The sequence below is a fragment of the Hyphomicrobium sp. CS1BSMeth3 genome (assembly GCF_900117415.1).
Taxonomy (GTDB): domain Bacteria; phylum Pseudomonadota; class Alphaproteobacteria; order Rhizobiales; family Hyphomicrobiaceae.
The window spans coordinates 2585001-2605867 of record NZ_FPEI01000006.1; the positions used below are offsets into that span (position 1 = coordinate 2585001).

General features: G+C 65.1%; 31 protein-coding genes (1 of these 31 only partly in view). 1 reads left to right on the forward strand and 30 read right to left on the reverse strand.

Annotation, left to right across the window (positions count from 1 at the left end; translation table 11 throughout):
- On the forward strand, positions 1–463 hold the end of the coding sequence (locus CS1BSM3_RS26945; RefSeq protein ID WP_244540623.1) for a M23 family metallopeptidase. The gene continues 1367 nt to the left of window position 1, outside the view; the window shows 463 of its 1830 coding nt (coding positions 1368–1830); the start codon falls outside the window, past its left edge; the stop codon is at positions 461–463.
- 9 nt (positions 464–472) lie between these two features.
- Here the strand turns inward: CS1BSM3_RS26945 and CS1BSM3_RS26950 are convergent, their stop codons facing one another.
- The 30 genes from CS1BSM3_RS26950 to rpsL form a co-directional block, all read right to left on the reverse strand.
- On the reverse strand, positions 473–1474 hold the full coding sequence (locus CS1BSM3_RS26950) for an NAD(P)H-dependent glycerol-3-phosphate dehydrogenase (protein ID WP_072393387.1): 1002 nt from the start codon (positions 1472–1474) through the stop codon (positions 473–475).
- Positions 1475–1677: 203 nt separating this feature from the next.
- Positions 1678–2433 (reverse strand): competence/damage-inducible protein A, encoded by a 756-nt coding sequence (locus CS1BSM3_RS26960; RefSeq protein WP_072393393.1) that lies wholly within the window; start codon positions 2431–2433, stop codon positions 1678–1680.
- A gap of 36 nt (positions 2434–2469) precedes the next feature.
- The gene (locus CS1BSM3_RS26965) at positions 2470–3906 is read right to left on the reverse strand and encodes a Do family serine endopeptidase (protein WP_174263798.1); all 1437 of its coding nucleotides are present in this window, start codon (positions 3904–3906) and stop codon (positions 2470–2472) included.
- Positions 3907–4090: 184 nt separating this feature from the next.
- Complete coding sequence (locus CS1BSM3_RS26970; RefSeq protein WP_072393399.1) at positions 4091–4744, reverse strand: adenylate kinase; 654 nt, start codon at positions 4742–4744, stop codon at positions 4091–4093.
- The gene (gene secY / locus CS1BSM3_RS26975; RefSeq protein WP_072393402.1) at positions 4741–6108 is read right to left on the reverse strand and encodes a preprotein translocase subunit SecY; all 1368 of its coding nucleotides are present in this window, start codon (positions 6106–6108) and stop codon (positions 4741–4743) included. The genes CS1BSM3_RS26970 and secY overlap by 4 nt, the downstream gene beginning before the upstream one ends.
- A 169-nt stretch (positions 6109–6277) precedes the next feature.
- Complete coding sequence (rplO, locus tag CS1BSM3_RS26980) at positions 6278–6829, reverse strand: 50S ribosomal protein L15 (protein WP_072393405.1); 552 nt, start codon at positions 6827–6829, stop codon at positions 6278–6280.
- Between the two features lie 30 nt (positions 6830–6859).
- Positions 6860–7069, reverse strand: a complete 210-nt coding sequence (rpmD, locus tag CS1BSM3_RS26985) for a 50S ribosomal protein L30 (RefSeq protein ID WP_072393408.1) — start codon at positions 7067–7069, stop codon at positions 6860–6862.
- 68 nt (positions 7070–7137) lie between these two features.
- Positions 7138–7710, reverse strand: a complete 573-nt coding sequence (gene rpsE / locus CS1BSM3_RS26990) for a 30S ribosomal protein S5 (RefSeq protein ID WP_072393411.1) — start codon at positions 7708–7710, stop codon at positions 7138–7140.
- Positions 7711–7729: 19 nt separating this feature from the next.
- Positions 7730–8092 (reverse strand): 50S ribosomal protein L18, encoded by a 363-nt coding sequence (rplR, locus tag CS1BSM3_RS26995; protein WP_072393414.1) that lies wholly within the window; start codon positions 8090–8092, stop codon positions 7730–7732.
- 12 nt (positions 8093–8104) lie between these two features.
- Positions 8105–8644, reverse strand: coding sequence for a 50S ribosomal protein L6 (gene rplF, locus CS1BSM3_RS27000; protein WP_072393417.1), 540 nt, complete (start codon positions 8642–8644; stop codon positions 8105–8107).
- Between the two features lie 67 nt (positions 8645–8711).
- A complete protein-coding gene (gene rpsH / locus CS1BSM3_RS27005) occupies positions 8712–9110 on the reverse strand; it encodes a 30S ribosomal protein S8 (RefSeq protein WP_072393420.1) in 399 nt (132 codons plus the stop codon).
- Positions 9111–9124: 14 nt separating this feature from the next.
- Entirely contained in the window at positions 9125–9430 is a 306-nt protein-coding gene (rpsN, locus tag CS1BSM3_RS27010) for a 30S ribosomal protein S14 (RefSeq protein ID WP_072393423.1), read from the reverse strand.
- A 62-nt stretch (positions 9431–9492) separates the two neighbouring features.
- Positions 9493–10200, reverse strand: coding sequence for a 50S ribosomal protein L5 (gene rplE, locus CS1BSM3_RS27015; RefSeq protein ID WP_072393426.1), 708 nt, complete (start codon positions 10198–10200; stop codon positions 9493–9495).
- A 3-nt stretch (positions 10201–10203) separates the two neighbouring features.
- A complete protein-coding gene (gene rplX / locus CS1BSM3_RS27020) occupies positions 10204–10530 on the reverse strand; it encodes a 50S ribosomal protein L24 (protein ID WP_072393428.1) in 327 nt (108 codons plus the stop codon).
- Position 10531: 1 nt separating this feature from the next.
- On the reverse strand, positions 10532–10900 hold the full coding sequence (gene rplN / locus CS1BSM3_RS27025) for a 50S ribosomal protein L14 (RefSeq protein ID WP_072393431.1): 369 nt from the start codon (positions 10898–10900) through the stop codon (positions 10532–10534).
- A gap of 28 nt (positions 10901–10928) precedes the next feature.
- Positions 10929–11165: a 30S ribosomal protein S17 gene (rpsQ, locus tag CS1BSM3_RS27030; protein ID WP_072393435.1), complete on the reverse strand. Its 237-nt coding sequence runs from the start codon at positions 11163–11165 to the stop codon at positions 10929–10931.
- Positions 11166–11179: 14 nt separating this feature from the next.
- Positions 11180–11392, reverse strand: a complete 213-nt coding sequence (gene rpmC / locus CS1BSM3_RS27035; protein WP_072393437.1) for a 50S ribosomal protein L29 — start codon at positions 11390–11392, stop codon at positions 11180–11182.
- Positions 11393–11431: 39 nt separating this feature from the next.
- Positions 11432–11842, reverse strand: a complete 411-nt coding sequence (gene rplP / locus CS1BSM3_RS27040) for a 50S ribosomal protein L16 (protein WP_072393440.1) — start codon at positions 11840–11842, stop codon at positions 11432–11434.
- Between the two features lie 21 nt (positions 11843–11863).
- Complete coding sequence (gene rpsC / locus CS1BSM3_RS27045; RefSeq protein ID WP_072393443.1) at positions 11864–12622, reverse strand: 30S ribosomal protein S3; 759 nt, start codon at positions 12620–12622, stop codon at positions 11864–11866.
- Positions 12622–13032 carry a 50S ribosomal protein L22 gene (rplV, locus tag CS1BSM3_RS27050; protein WP_072393446.1) on the reverse strand — a complete coding sequence of 137 codons (411 nt, stop codon included), beginning with the start codon at positions 13030–13032 and terminating at the stop codon, positions 12622–12624. The genes rpsC and rplV overlap by 1 nt, the downstream gene beginning before the upstream one ends.
- A gap of 1 nt (position 13033) precedes the next feature.
- Positions 13034–13315, reverse strand: coding sequence for a 30S ribosomal protein S19 (rpsS, locus tag CS1BSM3_RS27055; RefSeq protein WP_072393449.1), 282 nt, complete (start codon positions 13313–13315; stop codon positions 13034–13036).
- A gap of 11 nt (positions 13316–13326) precedes the next feature.
- Positions 13327–14148 (reverse strand): 50S ribosomal protein L2, encoded by an 822-nt coding sequence (gene rplB, locus CS1BSM3_RS27060; RefSeq protein WP_072393451.1) that lies wholly within the window; start codon positions 14146–14148, stop codon positions 13327–13329.
- A 16-nt stretch (positions 14149–14164) separates the two neighbouring features.
- Positions 14165–14458 (reverse strand): 50S ribosomal protein L23, encoded by a 294-nt coding sequence (locus tag CS1BSM3_RS27065; RefSeq protein WP_072393454.1) that lies wholly within the window; start codon positions 14456–14458, stop codon positions 14165–14167.
- Positions 14455–15075 carry a 50S ribosomal protein L4 gene (gene rplD / locus CS1BSM3_RS27070; RefSeq protein WP_072393457.1) on the reverse strand — a complete coding sequence of 207 codons (621 nt, stop codon included), beginning with the start codon at positions 15073–15075 and terminating at the stop codon, positions 14455–14457. The genes CS1BSM3_RS27065 and rplD overlap by 4 nt, the downstream gene beginning before the upstream one ends.
- Positions 15075–15785: a 50S ribosomal protein L3 gene (gene rplC, locus CS1BSM3_RS27075; RefSeq protein WP_072393460.1), complete on the reverse strand. Its 711-nt coding sequence runs from the start codon at positions 15783–15785 to the stop codon at positions 15075–15077. The genes rplD and rplC overlap by 1 nt, the downstream gene beginning before the upstream one ends.
- Positions 15786–15877: 92 nt before the next feature.
- Positions 15878–16186: a 30S ribosomal protein S10 gene (gene rpsJ / locus CS1BSM3_RS27080; protein WP_046476129.1), complete on the reverse strand. Its 309-nt coding sequence runs from the start codon at positions 16184–16186 to the stop codon at positions 15878–15880.
- A gap of 72 nt (positions 16187–16258) precedes the next feature.
- Entirely contained in the window at positions 16259–17467 is a 1209-nt protein-coding gene (tuf, locus tag CS1BSM3_RS27085) for an elongation factor Tu (protein WP_072393463.1), read from the reverse strand.
- Between the two features lie 78 nt (positions 17468–17545).
- Positions 17546–19618 carry an elongation factor G gene (gene fusA / locus CS1BSM3_RS27090; RefSeq protein ID WP_072393466.1) on the reverse strand — a complete coding sequence of 691 codons (2073 nt, stop codon included), beginning with the start codon at positions 19616–19618 and terminating at the stop codon, positions 17546–17548.
- A gap of 24 nt (positions 19619–19642) precedes the next feature.
- Complete coding sequence (gene rpsG / locus CS1BSM3_RS27095; RefSeq protein ID WP_072393469.1) at positions 19643–20113, reverse strand: 30S ribosomal protein S7; 471 nt, start codon at positions 20111–20113, stop codon at positions 19643–19645.
- Between the two features lie 103 nt (positions 20114–20216).
- Entirely contained in the window at positions 20217–20588 is a 372-nt protein-coding gene (rpsL, locus tag CS1BSM3_RS27100) for a 30S ribosomal protein S12 (protein ID WP_072393472.1), read from the reverse strand.
- Positions 20589–20867 lie beyond the last annotated feature (279 nt).

Below are 20867 nucleotides of genomic sequence, written 5' to 3' on the forward strand. Positions count from 1 at the left end.
CTTCGGCGTTCGCTACCATCCGCTGCTCAATACCCGCAAGGCGCACACCGGCGTCGACTGGGCCGCCCCTATCGGGACGCCGATCGTGGCCGCCGGCTCCGGCGTCATCGAGGAAGCGGGACACAAGGGACAGTACGGCAATTACATCCGCATCCGTCACGCGAACGGCTATCAGACGGCCTACGCGCACATGAGCCGGTTTGCGCCGGGCGTCGCGCCAGGCGTGAAAGTGCGGCAGAACCAGCTCATCGGTTATTCAGGGAATTCGGGCTTCTCGACGGGCCCGCACTTGCACTACGAGGTCCTGGTCAACAACCAGTTCGTCGATCCGCTCTCGATCCAGGTGCCGCGCGAGCGCCGTCTGACCGGACGCCAGCTCGCCGAGTTCCAGAAGGAGCGTTTGCGCATCGAGGATCTCTTGCGCCGCCATCCTGTCCGCGTCGAGCAGGTCGCCGGGCGATAAGCCCGAGGCTTAAAGCTCGGAGCGGAAGGGGCGCGCGAGCAAGCCTTCGATAGCGGCATCGACAGTGAGCCTGCCCTCGATGATCGCATAGACGGCCGCAGCGATCGGCACCTCGACGTCGTGCGCATCGGCGCTGCGAACGACGGCAGCGGCCGTATACACGCCCTCGGCTGTGGAATGCAGCTCGCTGAGCGCTTCGCTGAGTGTCCGGCCCTGGCCGAGAAATCGGCCGAGGCGCATGTTGCGTGACTGCGGGCTCCCGCAGGTCAGCAGCAGATCACCGAGCCCCGAGAGACCGACGAGCGTATCGGGATTGACGCCGAGGGCCGTTCCGAGGCGGCGCATCTCGGCGAAACCGCGCGTGACGAGCGCGGCATGTGCGCTGGCGCCGAGACCGCGCCCGTCGACAACGCCGGCGGCAATGGCGAGCACGTTCTTGATGGCGCCACCGAAGGCCACGCCGGTCGTATCGGCCGTCCAGTAGAGGCGGAAGTGGCGGCAGCCGATTGCGCCGACCAGCGCCTGGCCGATCGCTTCATCACGGCACGCGAGCGTGAGAGCCGTTGGAAGACCGCGCACCACATCGTGAGCAAAACCAGGACCGGAAAGCACGGCCATGCGGCAATCCGGAAGCGTCTCGGCCAGCACGTCGGTCATGAGCTTGCCCGTGCTCTGCTCAAGACCTTTGGAGCAGATGACGACGGGTGTTTCGGGAGCAATGTGAGACGTGAGCGAGTGCGCGATCGCCCGTTGCGTCTGCGCCGGTGTCGCGAGGAGCACCGCATCGACCTCGGCCATTCGGGCAAGGTCGGACGTTGCGGCAAGATCTGCATCGAGCGTGACGCCAGGCAGATAAGCTGCGTTGGTGTGCTGGCGATTGATCTCATTCGCGACGGAGGCGTCACGCGCCCAAAGCAGCACGCGGCGCCCGGCCATGCGTGCAACCTCGGCAAGCGCGGTGCCCCAGGCTCCGCCACCAACCACGCCAATGCTCTCGATAGTCTTGCTCACGTCTCTTGCTCGTTGCCGCCATGAGGGCGAGCGCCGCGATCGTTCGAATTGGACTCGGGGGCGCCGCTTGCTGCGTCCGAACGAGCCGCCGCACGCGCCTTCGCTTTACGTTTGACGAGGTTCTGGCGGAGTTTGTCAGCAAGACGTGCCGCGCGCCCATCGCGCCGCTCGGCCCCCTGCTTTTCGCCTGATCGAGCCATGGCCTATCCCATGAGGCCTGCGGCAGCGAGACGCGCGCGCAAATCGGCCTCAGCAGCCGCCAGACGCTCGGCATCGGTCGCTCTCAAAACAAGCTCAGTGCCGTAGAGCCGGCCATCGCGCACGAAGGGATAGCTGCCCATGGAAACATCCGGGAAGGCCTTCTGCGAGGCTTCCAGCGGAGCTGCGACCTCACCTTCCGGCTTCAGCATCTCGATGTTCACCGAGAGCATCTTGCGCCCGGTCCTGAGCTCGGGCGTCACCGCATCGAGCATGGCCTGCATGACAACGGGAATGCCGGCCATGACAATGACGTTCTCGAGCCGAAAGCCGGGCGCGACAGAAACCTTGTTTTTAACGAGGCTTGCGCCGTCCGGAATGCGCGCCATGCGAAGACGCGCCGGCGTCGCCTCGACGCCGCGGCGCGCATAATTCTCCAGCATCAGCGCCTTGACCTCGGGATGGTGGTCGATCGAAACACCGAAGGCCTTGGCGATGCTGTCGGCGGTGATGTCGTCGTGCGTCGGGCCGATGCCGCCGGTCGTGAAGACGTACGTGTAGCGGCGGCGCAGCGCGTTGACGGCGGAGACGATCTCGTCCTCGACGTCACCGACGACGCGGACCTCCTGCAGGCGGATGCCGATCATCGTGCAGTGATCGGCAATCGCACCGATGTTCTTGTCCTTGGTGCGCCCAGAGAGGATCTCGTCCCCGATCACGAGCAGCGCCGCGGTTACTGTTTCCTCGCCCGTGTCGGCCATTGCGCTCTCGTTGCTCCTGTATGGGCTCGTGCCGGATCAGCCCGGGATCTGCAATTGCACGACCTGCCGGCCACGCTTGACCACTATGCGCCACAACTGCGTGCGCCGCGCGAGCAACTTTTCGAGATCGACGACTGATGTCACCTGCTGATCGCCGATCGAGATGATGATGTCGCCCGGACGGAAGTTTAGCCGTTCTGCTACGGAGCCAGAGCGCACGCTGAGCACGACAATGCCTCCGGCCTCGTCGAGATCGAGCTCGTCGGCAACGTGCGGCACCAGATTGGCGATGCGCGCGCCATCGAACGGATGATTGCCCGTGAGATTGCGCACATCATCGGCGCCGATCTGCGGCGGCGGCTGGAGCGGGAGCTGCAGGGCTACCGCGCGCCCCTTGCGAATGAGGTTGATCTGCACAGCGTGGCCAATGCCGCGCGTCGCGAGGCGATAGTTGACGGCGCGAGCGTCCGTAACCTCATGACCGTCGACCATGGTGATCACATCGCCCGGCTCGATGCCCGCGGCGGCGGCCGGGCCGTCCTTGTGCACGCGCGTCACGAGCGCACCGGACGAACGGCTGAGCCGAAGTCCTTCGGCGATCTCGCGCGTGATGGAATCGAGGCGCGCACCGAGCCACGGGCGCTGGATCTTCTTGCCGCTGAGCGCGCTCTCCACATAGAGCCGCACGAGATTGGACGGGATCGCAAAGCCGACGCCATGCGAGCCGCCGGATCCCGAGTAGATCGCGGTGTTGATGCCGATCAGGCGCCCGGACATATCGACGAGTGCGCCTCCCGAATTGCCGGGATTTATCGCCGCATCCGTCTGGATATAGGACTGGATGTCGGCACGTCCGATCTCCGAGCGGCCGAGCGCAGAGATGATGCCGCTCGTGACGGTCTGCCCGACGCCAAAGGGATTGCCGATGGCGAGGACGAGGTCACCCACTTCGAGATTGTCGGAATCATCGAACTGCAGCGAAGGGAATTTCCCGTCTCCGCCGTCGATGCGCAGGATCGCGATGTCCGTCTTCTCGTCCTGCAGAACGATCCTGGCATCGAACTCGCGCCGGTCCGCGAGGACGACGCGAATCTCCGAGGTCGCACCGACCTTGACCACGTGGGTGTTTGTGACAATGACGCCATCCGGCGACACGATCACGCCCGAGCCGAGCGCGCTCTGAACGCGCTCACTCGACATGCCGAAGCGGTCGCGGAAGAAGTCGCGGAACAGTTCGCCGGAAAGACCCGGCGGCTGGGCGGCCACGCGGCCACGGGCGTACACGTTCACGACGGCGGGTGCCGCTCGCTTGACGATCGGCGCGTACGAGAACTGAACGGCGGCGCGAGAGGGCGGCGGCTCCTTGCGTTGCGCCGCGGCCGGGCTCAGGCCGCCGAGCAAAAGCAGCGAGAGCATCACCAGAAGGGCAGTCCCGCCGGCGCATTTTGGGCCTGAAGCGTGCGAAACCTTCATCCAACCCCCAACCAGAAACGCCCGGCACTGGAAGCGGTCGAACCGACGATGCACGGGCACCGAAGTTTATAGTGCAGGCGGGCACGCCGTTGAAGCGCCACGCTGCGACGCGGCGGGCGCATATCCGCAGGGCGGGAAGATAGCGGCCGACGAGGCCTTATGTGGCGGCCGCTGCTAATGCGCCTCAGGCCAGGCTATCGACAATACCCTCGATGGCGGCCCCGACCTCCTCGATCGGCGCCATGCCGTCGACGGCATGAAGGTTGCCCCTGCAGAAATAGTACCCGATGAGCGGCGACGTCTCGCGGTAGTAGGCGATCATGCGGGTCGTGACGGTCTCGGCGTTGTCGTCGGCACGGCGCGTGAACTCCGTGCTGCCGCAGACGTCGCAGACGCCGCGCACCTTGGGGCGCTTGAAGCGATCGTGATAGCCCTCGCCGCACTTGGCGCAGGCATAGCGGCCGACAATGCGCTCGACGAGCCGGTTGTAGTCGACCTTGAGCTCGATGACGGCGTCCATGCGCTCGCCCTTGGCCTCGAGCATCTTGTCGAGTGCGGCCGCTTGCTGGAGCGTGCGCGGGAAGCCGTCGAGAATGAAGCCCGACTTGCAATCGGGCTGCTGGATACGCTCGGCGATGATGCCGACGACAACGTCGTCGGAGACAAGCTCGCCCTTGTCCATGAGCGCCTTGGCCTTGAGACCGATCTCGGTCCCGGCCTTGACGGCAGCGCGCAGCATCTCACCGGTCGAGAGCTGCACGAGGCCGCGCTTCTTTGCGAGTTGCTGCGCCTGGGTCCCCTTGCCGGCCCCCGGCGGCCCCAACAGGATCAGTTTCATCTCCGCCCACTCCGCGACGTTGCACCCCTGAGCTTCGCCTTCTTGATGAGACCTTCATACTGGTGGGCGAGGAGGTGGCTCTGAACCTGGGCCACAGTATCCATCGTGACGCTCACTGCAATCAGCAGCGAGGTACCACCAAAGTAGAAGGGCACAGCCGCGTAGGCGATCAACAGCTCTGGAAGAACGCAAACAATCGCGAGGTAGATCGCACCGACGAGGGTGATGCGCGTCAGCACATAGTCGATGTATTCAGCCGTCTTCTGGCCGGGCCGGATGCCCGGCAGATAGCCGCCGTACTTGCGCAGGTTGTCGGCGGTATCGTTCGCATTGAAAACGACGGCAGTATAGAAGAACGCAAAGAAGATGATCATCGCCACGTAGATGACAATGTGCAGGGGCTGACCGCGGCCGAGCGCTGCCACGAGGGCATTGAGCCACTCATGGCTGCCGCCGGCACCACCCTGGCTGAACTGCGCCGCCGTGATCGGCAGCAGCAGCAGCGACGAGGCGAAGATCGGCGGAATGACGCCCGCGGTGTTGAGCTTCAGGGGAAGGTGCGAAGCCTCACCCTGGAACATGCGGTTGCCAACCTGTCGTTTCGGATACTGGATGAGCAGGCGCCTTTGGGCGCGCTCCATGAAGACGATCGCGGCGACGACGCCCAGCATCAGCACGAGGAGGGCGAGCAGCAGCGGCGTTGCGAGTGCGCCCGTGCGCGCAAGCTCGAAGAGGCCGATGAGCGCGCTCGGCAAGCCCGCGACAATGCCGGCGAAGATGATGAGCGAAATTCCGTTGCCGACGCCGCGCGCGGTGATCTGCTCGCCGAGCCACATGAGGAACATCGTGCCGCCGACCAGCGTGATCACGGTCGACATGCGGAAGAACCAGCCGGGATCGAGGACGACCGAGCCCATGGAGCCTCGCGAGCCTTCGAGGCCGATCGCGATGCCGTAGGCCTGGAAGGCGGCGAGCACCACCGTGAGGTAGCGCGTGTACTGGTTGATCTGCTTGCGGCCCTGCTCGCCCTCTTTCTTGAGGGCCTCGAGCTTGGGCGAGACCGACGACATCAACTGCATGATGATCGATGCAGAGATGTACGGCATGATGTTGAGCGCGAAGATCGCCATGCGCTCGATCGCGCCGCCGGCGAAGAGGTTCACCATGCCGAGGATGCCGGACGAGTTCTGGCGGAATGTCTCGGCAAAGGCGACCGGATCGATGCCGGGCATCGGAATGAAGGTTCCGATGCGATAGACGATGAGCGCTCCCAGTGTGAACCAGATCCGCTTCTTGAGCTCTTCGGCCTTCGAAAAGGCGCCGAAGTTCAGGTTGGCTGCAAGTTGCTCGGCGGCCGATACCATGGCGTGTCAGGCTCCCGGGACGGGTGCGGGCCCCGCGCCGGAGATCCGGGCGGAGCCACGTGAATTTCGCTCAACATGGGGCTTGAACAGGTTCGGCGCAACTGGCGACAGCGACGCGGCCCCCACACAACCGTTCCGCACCCGTTTCCGCCCCGACCGCTTACGCGGCCTATTCGTCGTCGGACGACTTCTTCTTGCCGCCCGACTTGGCCTTCTTGGCCGCAGTCTTGGCGCGCTTTGCCTCATCGGCCTCGAGAACCTTGCGCTCGATCAGCGTGATCTGGCCGCCGGCCTTCTCGATCGCCGCACGCGCGGAAGCCGTTGCGTGATTGACGGTCAGCTTGAGCGCGGCCTTGAGCTCGCCGCCGCCCAGAACGCGAACACCGCTCAGCTCGCGCCGCACGAGGCCCGCGGCCTTCAGCGCTGCGATATCGACGGGCTTGCCCGCATCGAGACGACCGGTATCGACGGCGCCCTGCAGGTTGCCGAGCGAAACCTCGTTGAACTCGTCGCGGCTCCGCGAACGGAAGCCACGCTTCGGCAGACGCCGATGGAGCGGCATCTGGCCGCCCTCGAAGCCGCCGATCGCGACGCCCGAACGCGCCGTCTGACCCTTGCCACCGCGGCCACCGGTCTTGCCGATGCCCGAGCCGATGCCACGCCCGATCCGAATGCGCGTCTTGCGCGAACCGGGATTGTCCTTGATGTCGTTGAGCCGCATGGCCCCGCGCTCCTTCCTTGCCCGACGCCGTTATTTCGTCTCTTCGACGATCCTGACGAGGTGCGGGATCCTGTTGATCATGCCGCGCACGTCCGGCGTATCGACGAGCGTGCGCCGGCGGTGCAGCTTGTTGAGGCCGAGACCGACGAGGGTCTGGCGCTGGATTTCAGGGCGCCGCGTGGGGCTTGCGATCTGCTCGACGGTGATCGTCTTGCCGGCGCCGCTCTTGCCGTCTGCCATGTTCTTCGTGTCCTCTGGCCGTGTAACCGGAGCCGCAGCCCATTTGCCGCCACTTGCCGGCTACTTGCCTACTCCTGGGCCGCCTCAGCCGTCTCGCCCGCAGTGTCGCGACGGCGCGCGACGATCTCGCTCACCTTCTTGCTGCGGCGGGCGGCAACGGCACGCGGATTTTCCTGCGTCTTCAGCGCGTCGAACGTGGCGCGAACCATGTTGTAGGGGTTCGACGAGCCAAGCGACTTCGCGACGACATCGCGCACGCCGAGCGCATCGAACACGGCGCGCATCGGACCGCCGGCGATGATGCCGGTGCCCGGAGGCGCCGCGCGCAGAACGACGCGGCCCGCGCCATGGCGACCCTTGCAGTCATGGTGCAGCGTGCGCTTGTCGCGCATCGGCACGCGCAGCATCGCGCGGCGCGCCGCCTCGCCGGCCTTGCGGATGGCTTCCGGCACTTCGCGTGCCTTGCCATGGCCGAAGCCGACCTGACCCTGCTGATCGCCGACGACCACGAGCGCCGCGAAACCGAAGCGCTTGCCGCCCTTCACAACCTTGGCGACGCGGTTGATGTGGACGAGCTTCTCGGTGAAATCGCTCTTGCGATCGTCGTCGCGGTCCCGGTCACGGGAGGGATTGCGTGCCACGTCGATAACCCTTTCTAGCTCAGAAGCTCAGGCCGCCTTCGCGGGCCGCATCGGCCAGCGACTTGACGCGACCGTGATAGATGTAGCCACCGCGATCGAACACGACTTCGGAAACCCCGGCCTTGACCGCGCGCTCGGCGAGCAGCTTGCCGACCTCGGCAGCCGCGGCCTTGTCCGCACCGGTCTTCAGCTTGCCCTTGAGATCCTTCTCGAGGCTCGAAGCCGAAGCGACCGTCACGCCCTTGGCGTCGTCGATCACCTGCGCATAGATGTGCTTGGACGAACGGAAAACCGACAGCCGCGGCCGTCCGTTCGCGACCTTCTTCAAGGTCCGCCGTACGCGCTGGGCGCGGCGCTGGAACTGCTTGTCGTGGGCGCTCATCGGTTCTCTCGCTTACTTCTTCTTGCCTTCCTTGCGCAGGATGAACTCGCCCTGATAGCGCACACCCTTGCCCTGGTACGGCTCCGGCGGACGGAAGCCGCGGATCTCCGCTGCGACCTGCCCGACTTTCTGCTTGTCGATCCCCGAGATCAGCACGTGATCCTGGCGCGGACCGCCAAGCTTCACGTCGATGTCGGCCGGGATCTTGTAGTTGATCTCGTGGCTGAACCCGAGTTGCAGCGTCAGATCCTTGCCCTTGAGCTGGGCGCGGAAGCCGACGCCGTGGATCTCGAGCGTCTCGGCATAGCCGTTGACGACACCCTTGACCTGGTTGTCGACGAGCGTACGCGAGAGGCCCCACATGGCGCGTGCGCGCTGCGTGTCCTCGCGCGGCGTCACGGCGACTCCGGCAGCCGTCTTCTCGACCTTGACGTCCTCGGGGAGCGTCACGGAGAGCTCGCCCTTCGGCCCCTTGACCTTGACGGTCTGGCCATTCACCTCCGCCTGCACATTGGCGGGAATGGGGACCGGTTTCTTGCCGATGCGCGACATCGCCTAGTTCCTCAATTCAATTCATCAAGCAGCAGGCGCCCATGTTTCATGGTCGGGCGCCTCCGCGTCAGAACACGCTGCAGAGCACCTCGCCGCCAACCTGCTCCTCACGTGCCCGCGTGTCGGACATCACGCCCTTCGGCGTCGAGAGGATCGAGAGGCCGAGGCCGTTGGCAACCGTCGGCAGATCACGGAGCGGCGAGTAGACGCGACGGCCCGGCTTGGAGACACGCGAGATCTCCTTGATGGCCGGCTGGCCGTTCAGGTACTTGAGCTCGATCTCGAGCTCGGACATACCGTTCTTGTGATCGACGCGCGTGTAGCCGCGGATATAGCCTTCCTCGGTCAGCACGTCCAGGACGCGCGTTCTGAGGTTGGAAGCGGGGCTCGTGACCTTCGGGCGCCGCCGCATCTGCGCATTGCGGATGCGGGTCAGCATATCGCCGAGCGGATCGTTCATCGCCATAGGATCTCGTCCTTCTACCAGCTCGACTTGACCATGCCGGGGATCATGCCCTGGCTTGCCAGCTCGCGGAGCTGGTTGCGGCACAGCTTGAGCTTGCGATAGTAGCCGCGCGAACGGCCGGTGATTTCGCAGCGGTTGCGGATCCGCGTCTTGGACGAGTTCCGCGGCAGCTCGGCGAGTTTCAGGCGCGCAGCGAAGCGCACCTCGGCCGGCTGCTTCTGATCAGCCGCCGTTTCCTTCAGCGCCGCGCGCCGCTCGGCATACTGATCCACCAGCTTGCGCCGGCGCTCATTCTTGTTGATCGAGCTCTTCTTCGCCATCAGGTCCTCCAAGACCCACATGTCGGCAGGAACGTCGCCTGCCTGATCGTCATTCGCCCGGCTTACGTCCGGAAGGGGAAGTTGAAGGCACGCAGCAGCTCGCGCGCCTCATCGTCGGAGTGCGCGGTCGTGCACACGATCACGTCCATGCCCCAGATCTCGTCCACCTTGTCGTAGTCGATCTCGGGGAACACGATGTGCTCCTTGAGACCGAGCGCAAAGTTGCCGCGACCATCGAAGCTCTTCGGGTTCAGCCCGCGGAAGTCCTTCACGCGCGGCAGCGCGATCGTGACCAGGCGGTCGAGGAACTCGTACATGCGGTCGCCGCGCAGCGTCACCTTGGCGCCGAGCGCCATGTTCTCGCGCACCTTGTAGGTCGCGATCGACTTGCGCGCCCGCGTGATGACCGGCCGCTGACCGGCGATGAGCGCGAGATCGTTCGACGCGTTCTCGACCTTCTTGCGGTCGTTCACGGCCTCGCCGACGCCCATGTTGAGCACGATCTTCTCGAGGCGGGGAATCCGCATCGGGTTCTCGTACTTGAAGTGCTCCGCGAGCTTCTTGCGAATCTCCTGCTCATAGAGCGACTTCATGCGCGGCTTGTAGTCCGCGGGACGAGGCTTGCGCGGCGCAGCAGCACCACCACCGGCCGCGGGCTTGCCCTTGGCTTCCTTGGCGGGCGCACCCTTGCCCTGCGGCTTGCCGCCCTTCGCACCGCCCTTGGCGCCAGCGGGGGCGCTGCCGCCCTTCTGTTTCGCGTTGTCGGCCATGGCTTATGACTTCTCCGGAATGACTTCGCCCGAACGCTTCGAGAACCGCACCTTGCGGCCATCCTCGAGGAACTTGAAACCGACGCGCGTCGGCTTGCCGTCCCTCGGATCCTCGAGCGCGAGGTTCGACAGATCGATCGTTGCTTCCTTCGAGATGATCCCACCTTCCGAAGCCGCAGTTTGCTTCTGATGGCGGCGAACCATGTTCACGCCACGCACCAGCGCGCGGTTCTCCTTCGGGATCACCTTGATGACCTCGCCGTGCTTGCCCTTGTCGCGGCCCGCGAGCACGATGACGTGGTCACCCTTTTTGATCTTGAGTGACGGCATCTCAGAGCACCTCCGGCGCGAGCGACATGATCTTCACGTGCTTGCGCGCACGAAGCTCACGCGTGACCGGTCCGAAGATGCGCGTGCCGATCGGATCGCCGTTGGCGTTGATCAGCACCGCGGCGTTGCGGTCGAAGCGGATCAGCGAGCCATCGGCACGGCGCACGCCCTTGGCGGTCCGCACGACGACGGCCTTCATGACCTGGCCCTTCTTCACGCGGCCGCGCGGAATGGCCTCCTTCACCGACACGACGATCGTATCGCCGATCGTCGCATAGCGGCGCTTGGAGCCACCGAGCACCTTGATGCACTGCACACGACGGGCGCCGGAGTTGTCGGCGACGTCGAGATTTGTCTCCATCTGGATCATGGCGCGATCCTCAATCCTTCCTGCCGCATCAGCCCGGCTGCTTCAGCGCGACCCAGCGCTTGTGGCGCGAGATCGGCGCGCTTTCCTGGATGCGCACCTTGTCCCCGACCTTGAACGTGTTCTCTTCGTCGTGCGCCTGGTACTTCTTCGACCGGCGCACGGTCTTCTTGAGCAGCGGGTGCGTGAAGCGACGCTCCACCTCGACCACAATGGTCTTGTCGTTCTTGTCGGAGACGACGACGCCGTTCAGAATGCGCTTTGGCATGATCGTTCTCCTGCTTACTTGCTGGCCGCAGCCGGGGCATTGCCCCTGAGCGCGCGGGCAACCGTCTTCACGCGTGCGATCTCGCGGCGGACGACGCGAATGCGCGCCGTGTTCTCGAGCTGGCCGGACGCCGCCTGAAAGCGCAGGTTGAACTGCTCCTTCTTGAGCTTCACCAGCTCTTCGTCGAGCTGATCGAGCGTCATGCCCTTGAATTTCTCAGTCGCCATCTCAGGCCTCTCAAACTTTCTCGTGCGGTCCGCAGGCGATCACAGCAGGCGCGTCACGATACGCGTCGCAATCGGCAGCTTCGCCGCGCCGAGCGTCAGCGCCTCGCGGGCGACATTGTCCGGCACGCCGTCGATCTCGAACATGATGCGGCCCGGCTTGACGCGGCACACCCAGAGCTCGGGGCTACCCTTGCCCGAGCCCATGCGCACCTCGGCCGGCTTCTTCGTCACCGGCACGTCCGGGAAGATGCGAATCCACACGCGGCCCGCACGCTTCATGTGACGCGTGATGGCACGACGCGCGGCCTCGATCTGGCGCGCGCTCAGGCGCTCCGGCTCAGCGGCCTTGAGGCCGTGCGAACCGAAGTTGAGATCGGTCCCGCCCTTGGCAGCGCCGTGAATGCGGCCCTTGTGCTGCTTGCGGAACTTCGTCCGTTTTGGTTGCATCATGACAGTCGTTCCTCGAAGGCCTTAATCGCGCGAGCGGCGGTCGCCGCGGTCGCCACGATCACCCCGATCGCCGCGATCCTCGCGCCGGCGACGATCACCACCGCCACCCTCCTGCGACTCGAGCGCGCGACGCTCGGACGCCATCGGGTCATGCTCGATGATCTCGCCCTTGTAGATCCACACCTTCACGCCGATGATCCCGTAGGCCGTGCGCGCAACGCCGTAGCCGAAGTCGATGTCGGCGCGCAGCGTGTGCAGCGGCACGCGGCCCTCGCGGTACCACTCGACGCGGGCAATCTCGGCGCCGCCGAGACGGCCGGAGACGTTGATACGAATGCCCTGCGCACCGAGACGCAGCGCCGACTGCACGGCGCGCTTCATGGCGCGGCGGAAGGCCACGCGGCGCTCGAGCTGCTGGGCGATCGTCTCGGCGACCAGCGTCGCATCGATCTCGGGCTTGCGCACCTCGACGATGTTGAGATGCACTTCCGACTGCGTGAGGCGCGCGAGCTCGCCGCGCAGCTTCTCGATGTCGGCGCCCTTCTTGCCGATCAGGATGCCCGGACGCGCGGAGTGCACGGTCACCCGGCACTTCTTGTGCGGGCGCTCGATCACGATCTTCGCGATGCCGGCCTGGCGCTGCATCTTCAGGATGTGCTCGCGCATCTTCCTGTCTTCGTGCAGCAGCTTGCCGTACTCACCGCGGCTCGCGAACCAGCGGCTGTCCCAGGTCCGGTTGATGCCGACGCGCAGGCCGACGGGATTGACCTTGTGGCCCATCAGGCGGCCTCCTCTGCTGTCTTCTCGGCCTCAGCCTTGGCTGCAGCCTCGCGCACGATCACGGTGAGCTGCGAGAACGGCTTCATGATCCCGCCCGAACGACCGCGACCGCGGGCGTGGAAGCGCTTCATGACGAGGTTCTTGCCGACGAAGGCCTCGGAGACGACGAGATCGTCGACATCGAGACCGTGATTGTTCTCGGCGTTCGCAATCGCGCTCATGAGGCACTTGCGCACGTCGACCGCAATGCGCTTCCTCGAGAACTCGAGCTCCGTCAGCGCCGTCTGCACTTTCTTGCCGCGGATCATCGCTGCGACGAGGTTGAGCTTCTGCGGCGAGACGCGCAGGTTGCGCGCCACGGCCTGGACCTCGTTCTCCGGCAGACGCCGTTCGGCTTTGGGCTTGCCCATCTTACCTGCCCTTCGTCGCTTTCTTGTCGCCGCTGTGGCCATGGAAGGTGCGCGTCGGCGCGAACTCGCCGAACTTGTGCCCGACCATGTCCTCGTTGACGGACACGGGAATGTGCTTCTGGCCGTTGTGCACGCCGAACGTCAGACCGACGAACTGCGGCAGGATCGTCGAACGGCGCGACCAGATCTTGATGATCTCGCTGCGGCCTCCCGCGCGCACCTTCTCGGCCTTCTTCAAGAGATAGCCGTCGACGAACGGGCCTTTCCAAACCGAGCGTGCCACGATCGATGCTCCTACTTGCTCTTGCTGCGCGTGCGGACGATGAACTTGTCCGTCGACTTGTTCTTGCGCGTCTTGAAGCCCTTGGTCGGCTTGCCCCACGGCGTCGCCCAGTGCTTGCCGCCCTTGGTGCGGCCGCCGTTCGGGTGATCGACCGGGTTCATCATGACCGAGCGCACGGTCGGACGAATGCCGAGCCAGCGCGTGCGGCCGGCCTTGCCGATCGAGACGTTGCCGTGATCCGGGTTCGAGACCGCACCAACCGTCGCCATGCACTCCTGGCGCACGCGCCGCGTTTCGCCCGACTTGAGCTTCAGCACGGCCCAGCCGGCATCACGGCCGACGAGCTGCACGAAGGCACCGGCCGAGCGCGCGATCTGACCGCCACGGCCCGCCTTGAGCTCGACGTTGTGCACGATCGTGCCGATCGGGATCGACGCGAGCGGCATGGCATTGCCGGGCTTCACGTCGACGGCGCTGCCGGCGACGACCTTGTCGCCGGTGTTGAGGCGCTGCGGCGCGAGGATGTAGGCGAGCTCGCCGTCCGTGTACTTGACGAGCGCGATGAAGGCCGTCCGGTTCGGATCGTACTCGAGCCGCTCGACCGTACCCTCGACGTCGAACTTGCGACGGCGGAAGTCCACACGGCGATAGGCCTGCTTATGGCCGCCGCCGATGTGGCGCATGGTGATGCGCCCGTGGTTGTTGCGACCACCGGTCTTACTCTTGCCCTCGACGAGCATCTTGACCGGCGCGCCCTTCCAGAGGTGCTCGCGGTCAACGAGCACGAGCTGGCGCCGGCCGGGCGATGTCGGGCGATATGTCTTCAGTGCCATGGTCGTTCTCTATTCCTCAGAGACCCGTCGTGACGTCGATCGAGTGCCCTTCCTCGAGCGTCACGATGGCCTTCTTGACCTCACCCTGGCGAGCGACGATGCCCTTGAAGGCCTTCAGCTTGCCCTTGCGGACGATGGTGTTGACCGCCTTCACCTTGACGTTGAAGAGCTGCTCGACCGCGGCCTTGATCTCCGGCTTGGTCGCTGAGCGCGCAACCTTGAAGATCACCTGGTTCGCCTCGGAGGCCATGGTGGCCTTCTCGGTGATGATCGGCGCGCGAATGATGTCGTAGGCCTTGAGCTTGCTCATTTGAAGCGCTCCTCGAGGGCGGCGACAGCGGCCTTGGTCAGCACCAGCTTCTGGCGGCGCAGAATGTCGTAGACGTTGATGCCCTGGATGGGCAGCAGGTCGACATTCGGAATGTTGCGCATCGCCTGCACGAAGCCCGTGTCGAGCTCCGAGCCGTCAATGAAGAGCGCGTTCGTGAGGCCGAGGGCCGCGAGTTGCGCCTTGAGGCCCTTGGTCTTGCCGTCGGTGGACGCGGCCTTCTCGAGCACGATGATCTCACCGGCCCGCGCCTTGGCGGAGAGCGCGTGGCGAAGCGCCAGCGCGCGCACCTTCTTCGGCAGGCCCACGGCGTGGCTGCGCGGCTTCGGCCCGAAGGCCTTGCCGCCGCCGCGCCACTGCGGCACGGACTTGTCGCCGTGACGGGCGCCACCGGTGCCCTTCTGCTTGTACATCTTCTTGCCCGTGACGGTCACTTCGGACCGGTCCTGGGCATGATGCGTGCCGGCCATGCGCTTCAGGAGCTGCCAGCGCACGGTGCGCTGAATCAGGTCCGGGCGCGGCTCCAGATTGAAGATCGCGTCGGCAAGCTCGACCGTCCCGGCCGAGCCCGCGTCGAGCGTGGTGACTGGGGTCTGCATCAGGCCTGCTCCGTCGTCGTCTGGGCGGCACCGGCAGCACGCGCGCGGAAGGCGCCAGGCGTCGGCGCATCCTTCGGCGGCTTCTTCACGGCGTCGCGAATGAGAACCCAGCCGCCCTTGGCGCCAGGAACGGCACCGCGGACCAGGATGAGGCCACGCTCGACATCGGTCTTCACCACTTCGAGGTTGAGCGTCGTGATGCGCTCGTCACCCATGTGGCCGGCCATCTTCTTGCCCTTGAAGACCTTGCCGGGATCCTGGCGCTGACCAGTGGAGCCAAGCGCGCGGTGCACGACGGAGACGCCGTGCGTTGCGCGCATACCGCCGAAGTTCCAGCGCTTCATGCCGCCCTGGAAGCCCTTACCCTGGCTCTGACCCGTCACGTCGACGAGCTGGCCGGCGACGAAGTGGTCGGCCGTGATCTCGGCGCCGACTTCGATCAGGTTTTCCGGGCTCACGCGGAACTCGGCGAGCTTGCGCTTCGGCTCGACCTCGGCGCGCGCGAAACCGCCGCGCTCGGCCTTGGTCACGCGGTTCGGCTTGCGCTTGCCAGCGCCGAGCTGGAGCGCGGTGTAGCCGTTCTTTTCCTGCGTCAGGTGGCCGACGACCTGCAGGTTGTCGAGCTTCAGCACGGTCACGGGGATATGCTCCCCGGTCTCCGTGAAGAGCCGCGTCATGCCGACCTTCTGTGCAATCACTCCGGAACGCATCCGTTGCATTCCTTTCCTAAGGACTGAGCCACTGGTTCCTGTCCGGTCTGCTGCAGCGTGCCTCTCGACCCGCCATCAGCCCCAGCCAGCCGTCAGAGCTTGATCTCCACGTCGACGCCGGCCGCGAGGTCCAGCTTCATGAGCGCGTCCACCGTCTGCGGCGTCGGATCGACGATGTCGAGGAGCCGCTTGTGGGTCCGCATTTCGAACTGCTCGCGGCTCTTCTTGTCGATGTGCGGCGAGCGGTTCACTGTGAACCGCTCGATGCGGGTCGGCAGCGGAATGGGGCCGCGCACCTCAGCGCCGGTTCGTTTCGCCGTATTCACGATCTCACGGGTCGACGCATCGAGAATTCGATGGTCGAACGCCTTGAGCCGGATCCGGATGTTTTGGCCGTTCATCGTCTCACTCGTCCCGCTGGAAACGTGAGCGCCCGTTGTCTTGCAACACCGGGCGCCCGCGCCTTCTCCTCATTACTCGATAATCTTCGTGACCACGCCGGCGCCGACCGTGCGGCCGCCCTCGCGGATGGCGAAGCGCACGCGCTCCTCCATGGCGATCGGCGAAATCAGGTCGACGAGGAACTCGGCATTGTCGCCGGGCATGACCATCTCCGTCCCTTCCTTCAGCGTCACGATGCCGGTCACGTCGGTCGTGCGGAAGTAGAACTGCGGACGGTAGTTGTTGAAGAACGGCGTGTGGCGGCCACCCTCTTCCTTCGTGAGGATGTAGGCCTCGGCCATGAACTTCTTGTGCGGCTTCACGGAGCCCGGCTTCGCGAGGACCTGGCCACGCTCGACGGCTTCCTTGTCGATGCCGCGCAGGAGGCAGCCGACGTTGTCGCCAGCCTCGCCCGAGTCGAGCAGCTTGCGGAACATCTCGACGCCCGTGACGGTCGTCTTCTGCGTGTCGCGAAGACCGACGATCTCGGCTTCCTCACCGACCTTGATGGTGCCGCGCTCGATGCGGCCCGTGACGACCGTGCCGCGGCCCGAGATCGAGAACACGTCTTCGATCGGCAGCAGGAACGGCTTGTCCTTCGGACGCTCGGGGAGCGGGATGTAGGTGTCCAGCGCCTCGTAGAGCTTGAGGATCGCCTCGTCGGCGAGCGGGCCCTTCTCACCGTTGAGCGCCTTGATCGCGGCGCCGCGGATGACCGGCACGTCGTCGCCCGGGAACTGGTACTGCTTCAGCAGCTCGCGGACCTCGAGCTCGACGAGGTCGAGGAGCTCTTCGTCATCGACGATGTCGCACTTATTGAGGAACACGACGATGTACGGCACGCCGACCTGGCGAGCGAGCAGGATGTGCTCGCGCGTCTGCGGCATCGGGCCGTCGACCGCGGACACGACCAGGATCGCGCCGTCCATCTGGGCGGCACCCGTGATCATGTTCTTCACGTAGTCGGCGTGGCCCGGGCAGTCGACGTGGGCGTAGTGGCGGTTCTCGGTCGCGTACTCGACGTGGCTCGTCGCGATCGTGAGGATCTTCGTCGGGTCGCGGCGGCCCTGGCTCTCGGAGGCCTTGGCAACCTCGTCATAGGCGATGGCCGTCTTCGTCCAACCCTTGTCGGCCGAGACCTTCGTCAATGCAGCCGTGAGCGTCGTCTTGCCGTGGTCGACGTGACCAATCGTGCCGACGTTGCAATGCGGCTTATTGCGATCGAATTTCTCCTTGCCCATCTCAGGCTCTCCTCATGCGTCTGGACGACTGGCGTCCTCTTTGAACTCAGAAGTCGTGTTGAACTTGTCCTTGGGGGATCAGGCGTACTTGGCCTTCACCTCCTCGGCAACGTTGCGCGGCACCTCGGCATAGTGAGCGAACTGCATCGTGTAGGATGCACGTCCCTGGCTCATCGAGCGCAGCTGGCTCACATAGCCGAACATATTCGCCAGCGGCACGTTGGCCCGAATGACGGTCGCGTTGCCGCGCATCTCCTGGTTGCGGATCTGGCCGCGCCGGCTGTTGATGTCGCCGATCACGCCGCCGACGAAGTCGCCGGGTGTCACCACCTCGACGTCCATGATCGGCTCCAGAAGCTTGATGCCCGCCTTCTGGCAACCCTCGCGCATCGCCTGACGCGCTGCGATTTCGAACGCGATCGCGGAGCTGTCCACCTCGTGGAACGCGCCGTCGAACAGCGTCACCTTGGTGTCGACGAGCGGGAAGCCGATGAGGACACCGCTGCCCCAGATGCTCTCGACGCCCTTCTCGACGCCGGGGATGTATTCCTTCGGGACGGTGCCGCCCACGATCTCCGAGTCGAACTCGTTGCCCGAACCCGGCTCCTGCGGCTCAAGACGCAGCTTGACGCGGGCGAACTGGCCCGAACCACCAGACTGCTTCTTGTGCGTGTAGTCGATATCGGTCGCACGCGCGAGCGTCTCGCGGTAGGCAACCTGCGGCGCGCCGGTCGCGACTTCGACGCTGTGCGTACGACGCAGGATGTCGACCTTGATCTCGAGATGCAGCTCGCCCATGCCCTTGATGATGATCTCGCCGCTCTCGGGATCGGTGTTGACCCGGAACGAGGGATCCTCGGTCGCCATCTTGGCGAGCGCGACGCCCATCTTCTCCTGGTCAGCCTTCGATTTCGGCTCGACCTTCATCTCGATGACGGGCTCGGGGAACTCCATCTTCTCGAGAATGACGCGGTTGTTCGGATCCGAAAGCGTCTCGCCCGTGCGGGTATCCTTGAGGCCGAGCAGCGCGACGATGTCGCCGGCATAGGCCTCCTTGATCTCCTCGCGGTTGTTGGCGTGCATGAGCAGAATGCGGCCAACGCGCTCGCGCTTGTCGCGCGACGTGTTGATCACGTTCATGCCGCTCTCGAGCTTGCCCGAGTAGATGCGCGCGAACGTCAGGACGCCGTACGGGTCGTCCATGATCTTGAACGCGAGCAGAGAGAGCGGCTCGCTGTCGAGCGGCTTGCGCTCGGTCATCTCACCGGACTTGACGTCCGTGCACGGCATGGCACCGCGATCGACGGGCGACGGCAGGAAGTCCACCACCGCGTCGAGCAGCGTCTGAATGCCCTTGTTCTTGAAGGCCGAGCCGCACATCATCGGATAGAAGGCACGCGTGATCGTGGCCTTGCGAATGCACTTCTTGAGCGTCGCGATGTCGGGCTCTTTGCCGTCGAAATAGGCGGCGAGCGCGTCGTCGTCCATCTCGACCGCAGCCTCGATCATGGCGGCGCGGAATTCGTTCGCCTTGTCGACCAGGTCAGCCGGAATCTCTTCCTCGACGAACTTGGCGCCCTTGTCGTCACCCTGCCAGATGAAGGCCTTCATCTTGAGCAGATCGACAACGCCCTTGAAGTTGCTCTCGGCGCCGATCGGAATCTGCAGCGGCACGGCGCGCGCGCCGAGCTTCTCGCCGATGTCCTCGAGGCACATGTAGAAGTCGGCGCCGGTCTTATCCATCTTGTTGGCGAAGATGATGCGCGGCACGCCGTACTTGTCGCCCTGACGCCAGACGGTCTCGGTCTGCGGCTCCACACCCTGGTTGCCGTCGAGCACGCACACGGCGCCGTCGAGCACGCGCAGCGAGCGCTCGACCTCGATCGTGAAGTCGACGTGGCCTGGCGTGTCGATGATGTTCAGGCGCTTGCCGTTCCAGAACGTGGTCGTGGCCGCGGACTGGATCGTGATTCCCTTCTCCTGCTCCTGGACCATGAAATCCATGGTCGCGGCGCCGTCGTGGACTTCACCGATCTTGTGGCTCTTGCCAGTGTAGAAAAGGATCCGCTCGGTCGTCGTCGTCTTGCCGGCATCGATGTGGGCCATGATGCCGAAGTTGCGGTAGTCCTCGATCGCGTATTCGCGGGCCATGTCCGTTGCCTCGTCGTCGTCCGGTTACCAGCGGTAGTGCGAGAAGGCGCGGTTGGCTTCCGCCATCTTGTGCGTGTCTTCGCGCTTCTTCACCGCCGTGCCGCGGTTGTTGGCGGCATCCAACAGCTCAGCCGACAACCGCTCTTCCATCGTATTCTCGTTGCGCGCGCGTGCCGCGGCGATCAGCCAGCGGATCGCAAGCGCCTGACGCCGCTCGGAGCGAACCTCGACCGGAACCTGGTACGTCGCACCGCCGACGCGGCGCGAGCGAACCTCAACCGAAGGCATCACGTTCTCGAGCGCCTGGTGGAACATCGGCAGCGCATCCGCCTTGGCGCGCTGCTGCATCCGCTCGAGAGCACCGTACACGATGCCTTCGGCGGTCGACTTCTTGCCCTCGACCATGATCGAGTTCATGAACTTGGACACAACCAGATCACCAAACTTGGGATCCGGGTTGATTTCCCGCTTCTCGGCACGATGGCGACGCGACATGCGCTCGTTCCTTCTCGTCTCTTTGTGCCGCCCGCTCGGGGCTATTCCTCAAATGCGAGAGCGCCGCTCCGAATAGGGGCGGCGCCCACCTGTCCTTACGTTCTTACTTCGGCCGCTTGGCACCGTACTTCGAACGGCGCTGTTTGCGGTTGGCTACGCCCTGCGTGTCGAGCACGCCGCGGATGATGTGGTAGCGCACGCCCGGAAGGTCCTTCACGCGGCCGCCACGGATCATCACCACCGAGTGCTCCTGGAGGTTATGACCCTCACCCGGAATGTAGCCGATGACCTCGAAGCCGTTGGTGAGACGGATCTTGGCAACCTTGCGCAGCGCCGAGTTTGGCTTCTTCGGCGTCGTCGTGTAGACGCGCGTGCAGACGCCACGCTTCTGCGGGCAGGCCTCCATGGCCGGGACCTTGTTACGCTCCCGGGGCTTCACCCGCGGCTTGCGGATCAGCTGCTGAATCGTCGGCATCGCGCCTCGTCCGTACCTCGTGCACCCACCCCGTTCGGGGCCGGATGCGCCAAACCTGACGAGCCGAGTTGCCCTTTTCCGGGGCCCCCAGCTCGCAACACCAGAGGATCGAACGTTCCGCCAGGGCGGCGCGCCGATCTTGGTCCGAAATTGTCCTCTGCTTGAGAACGATAGTGTTTAGGGGCGGCTAGCAATGAGCCGGAAGCTTTTCCGCAGGCAGCTCACGATCGCCGAATTACGGCTTCTCTGCCTGCAAAGCTCCGCCCGATAGCGCCCTAC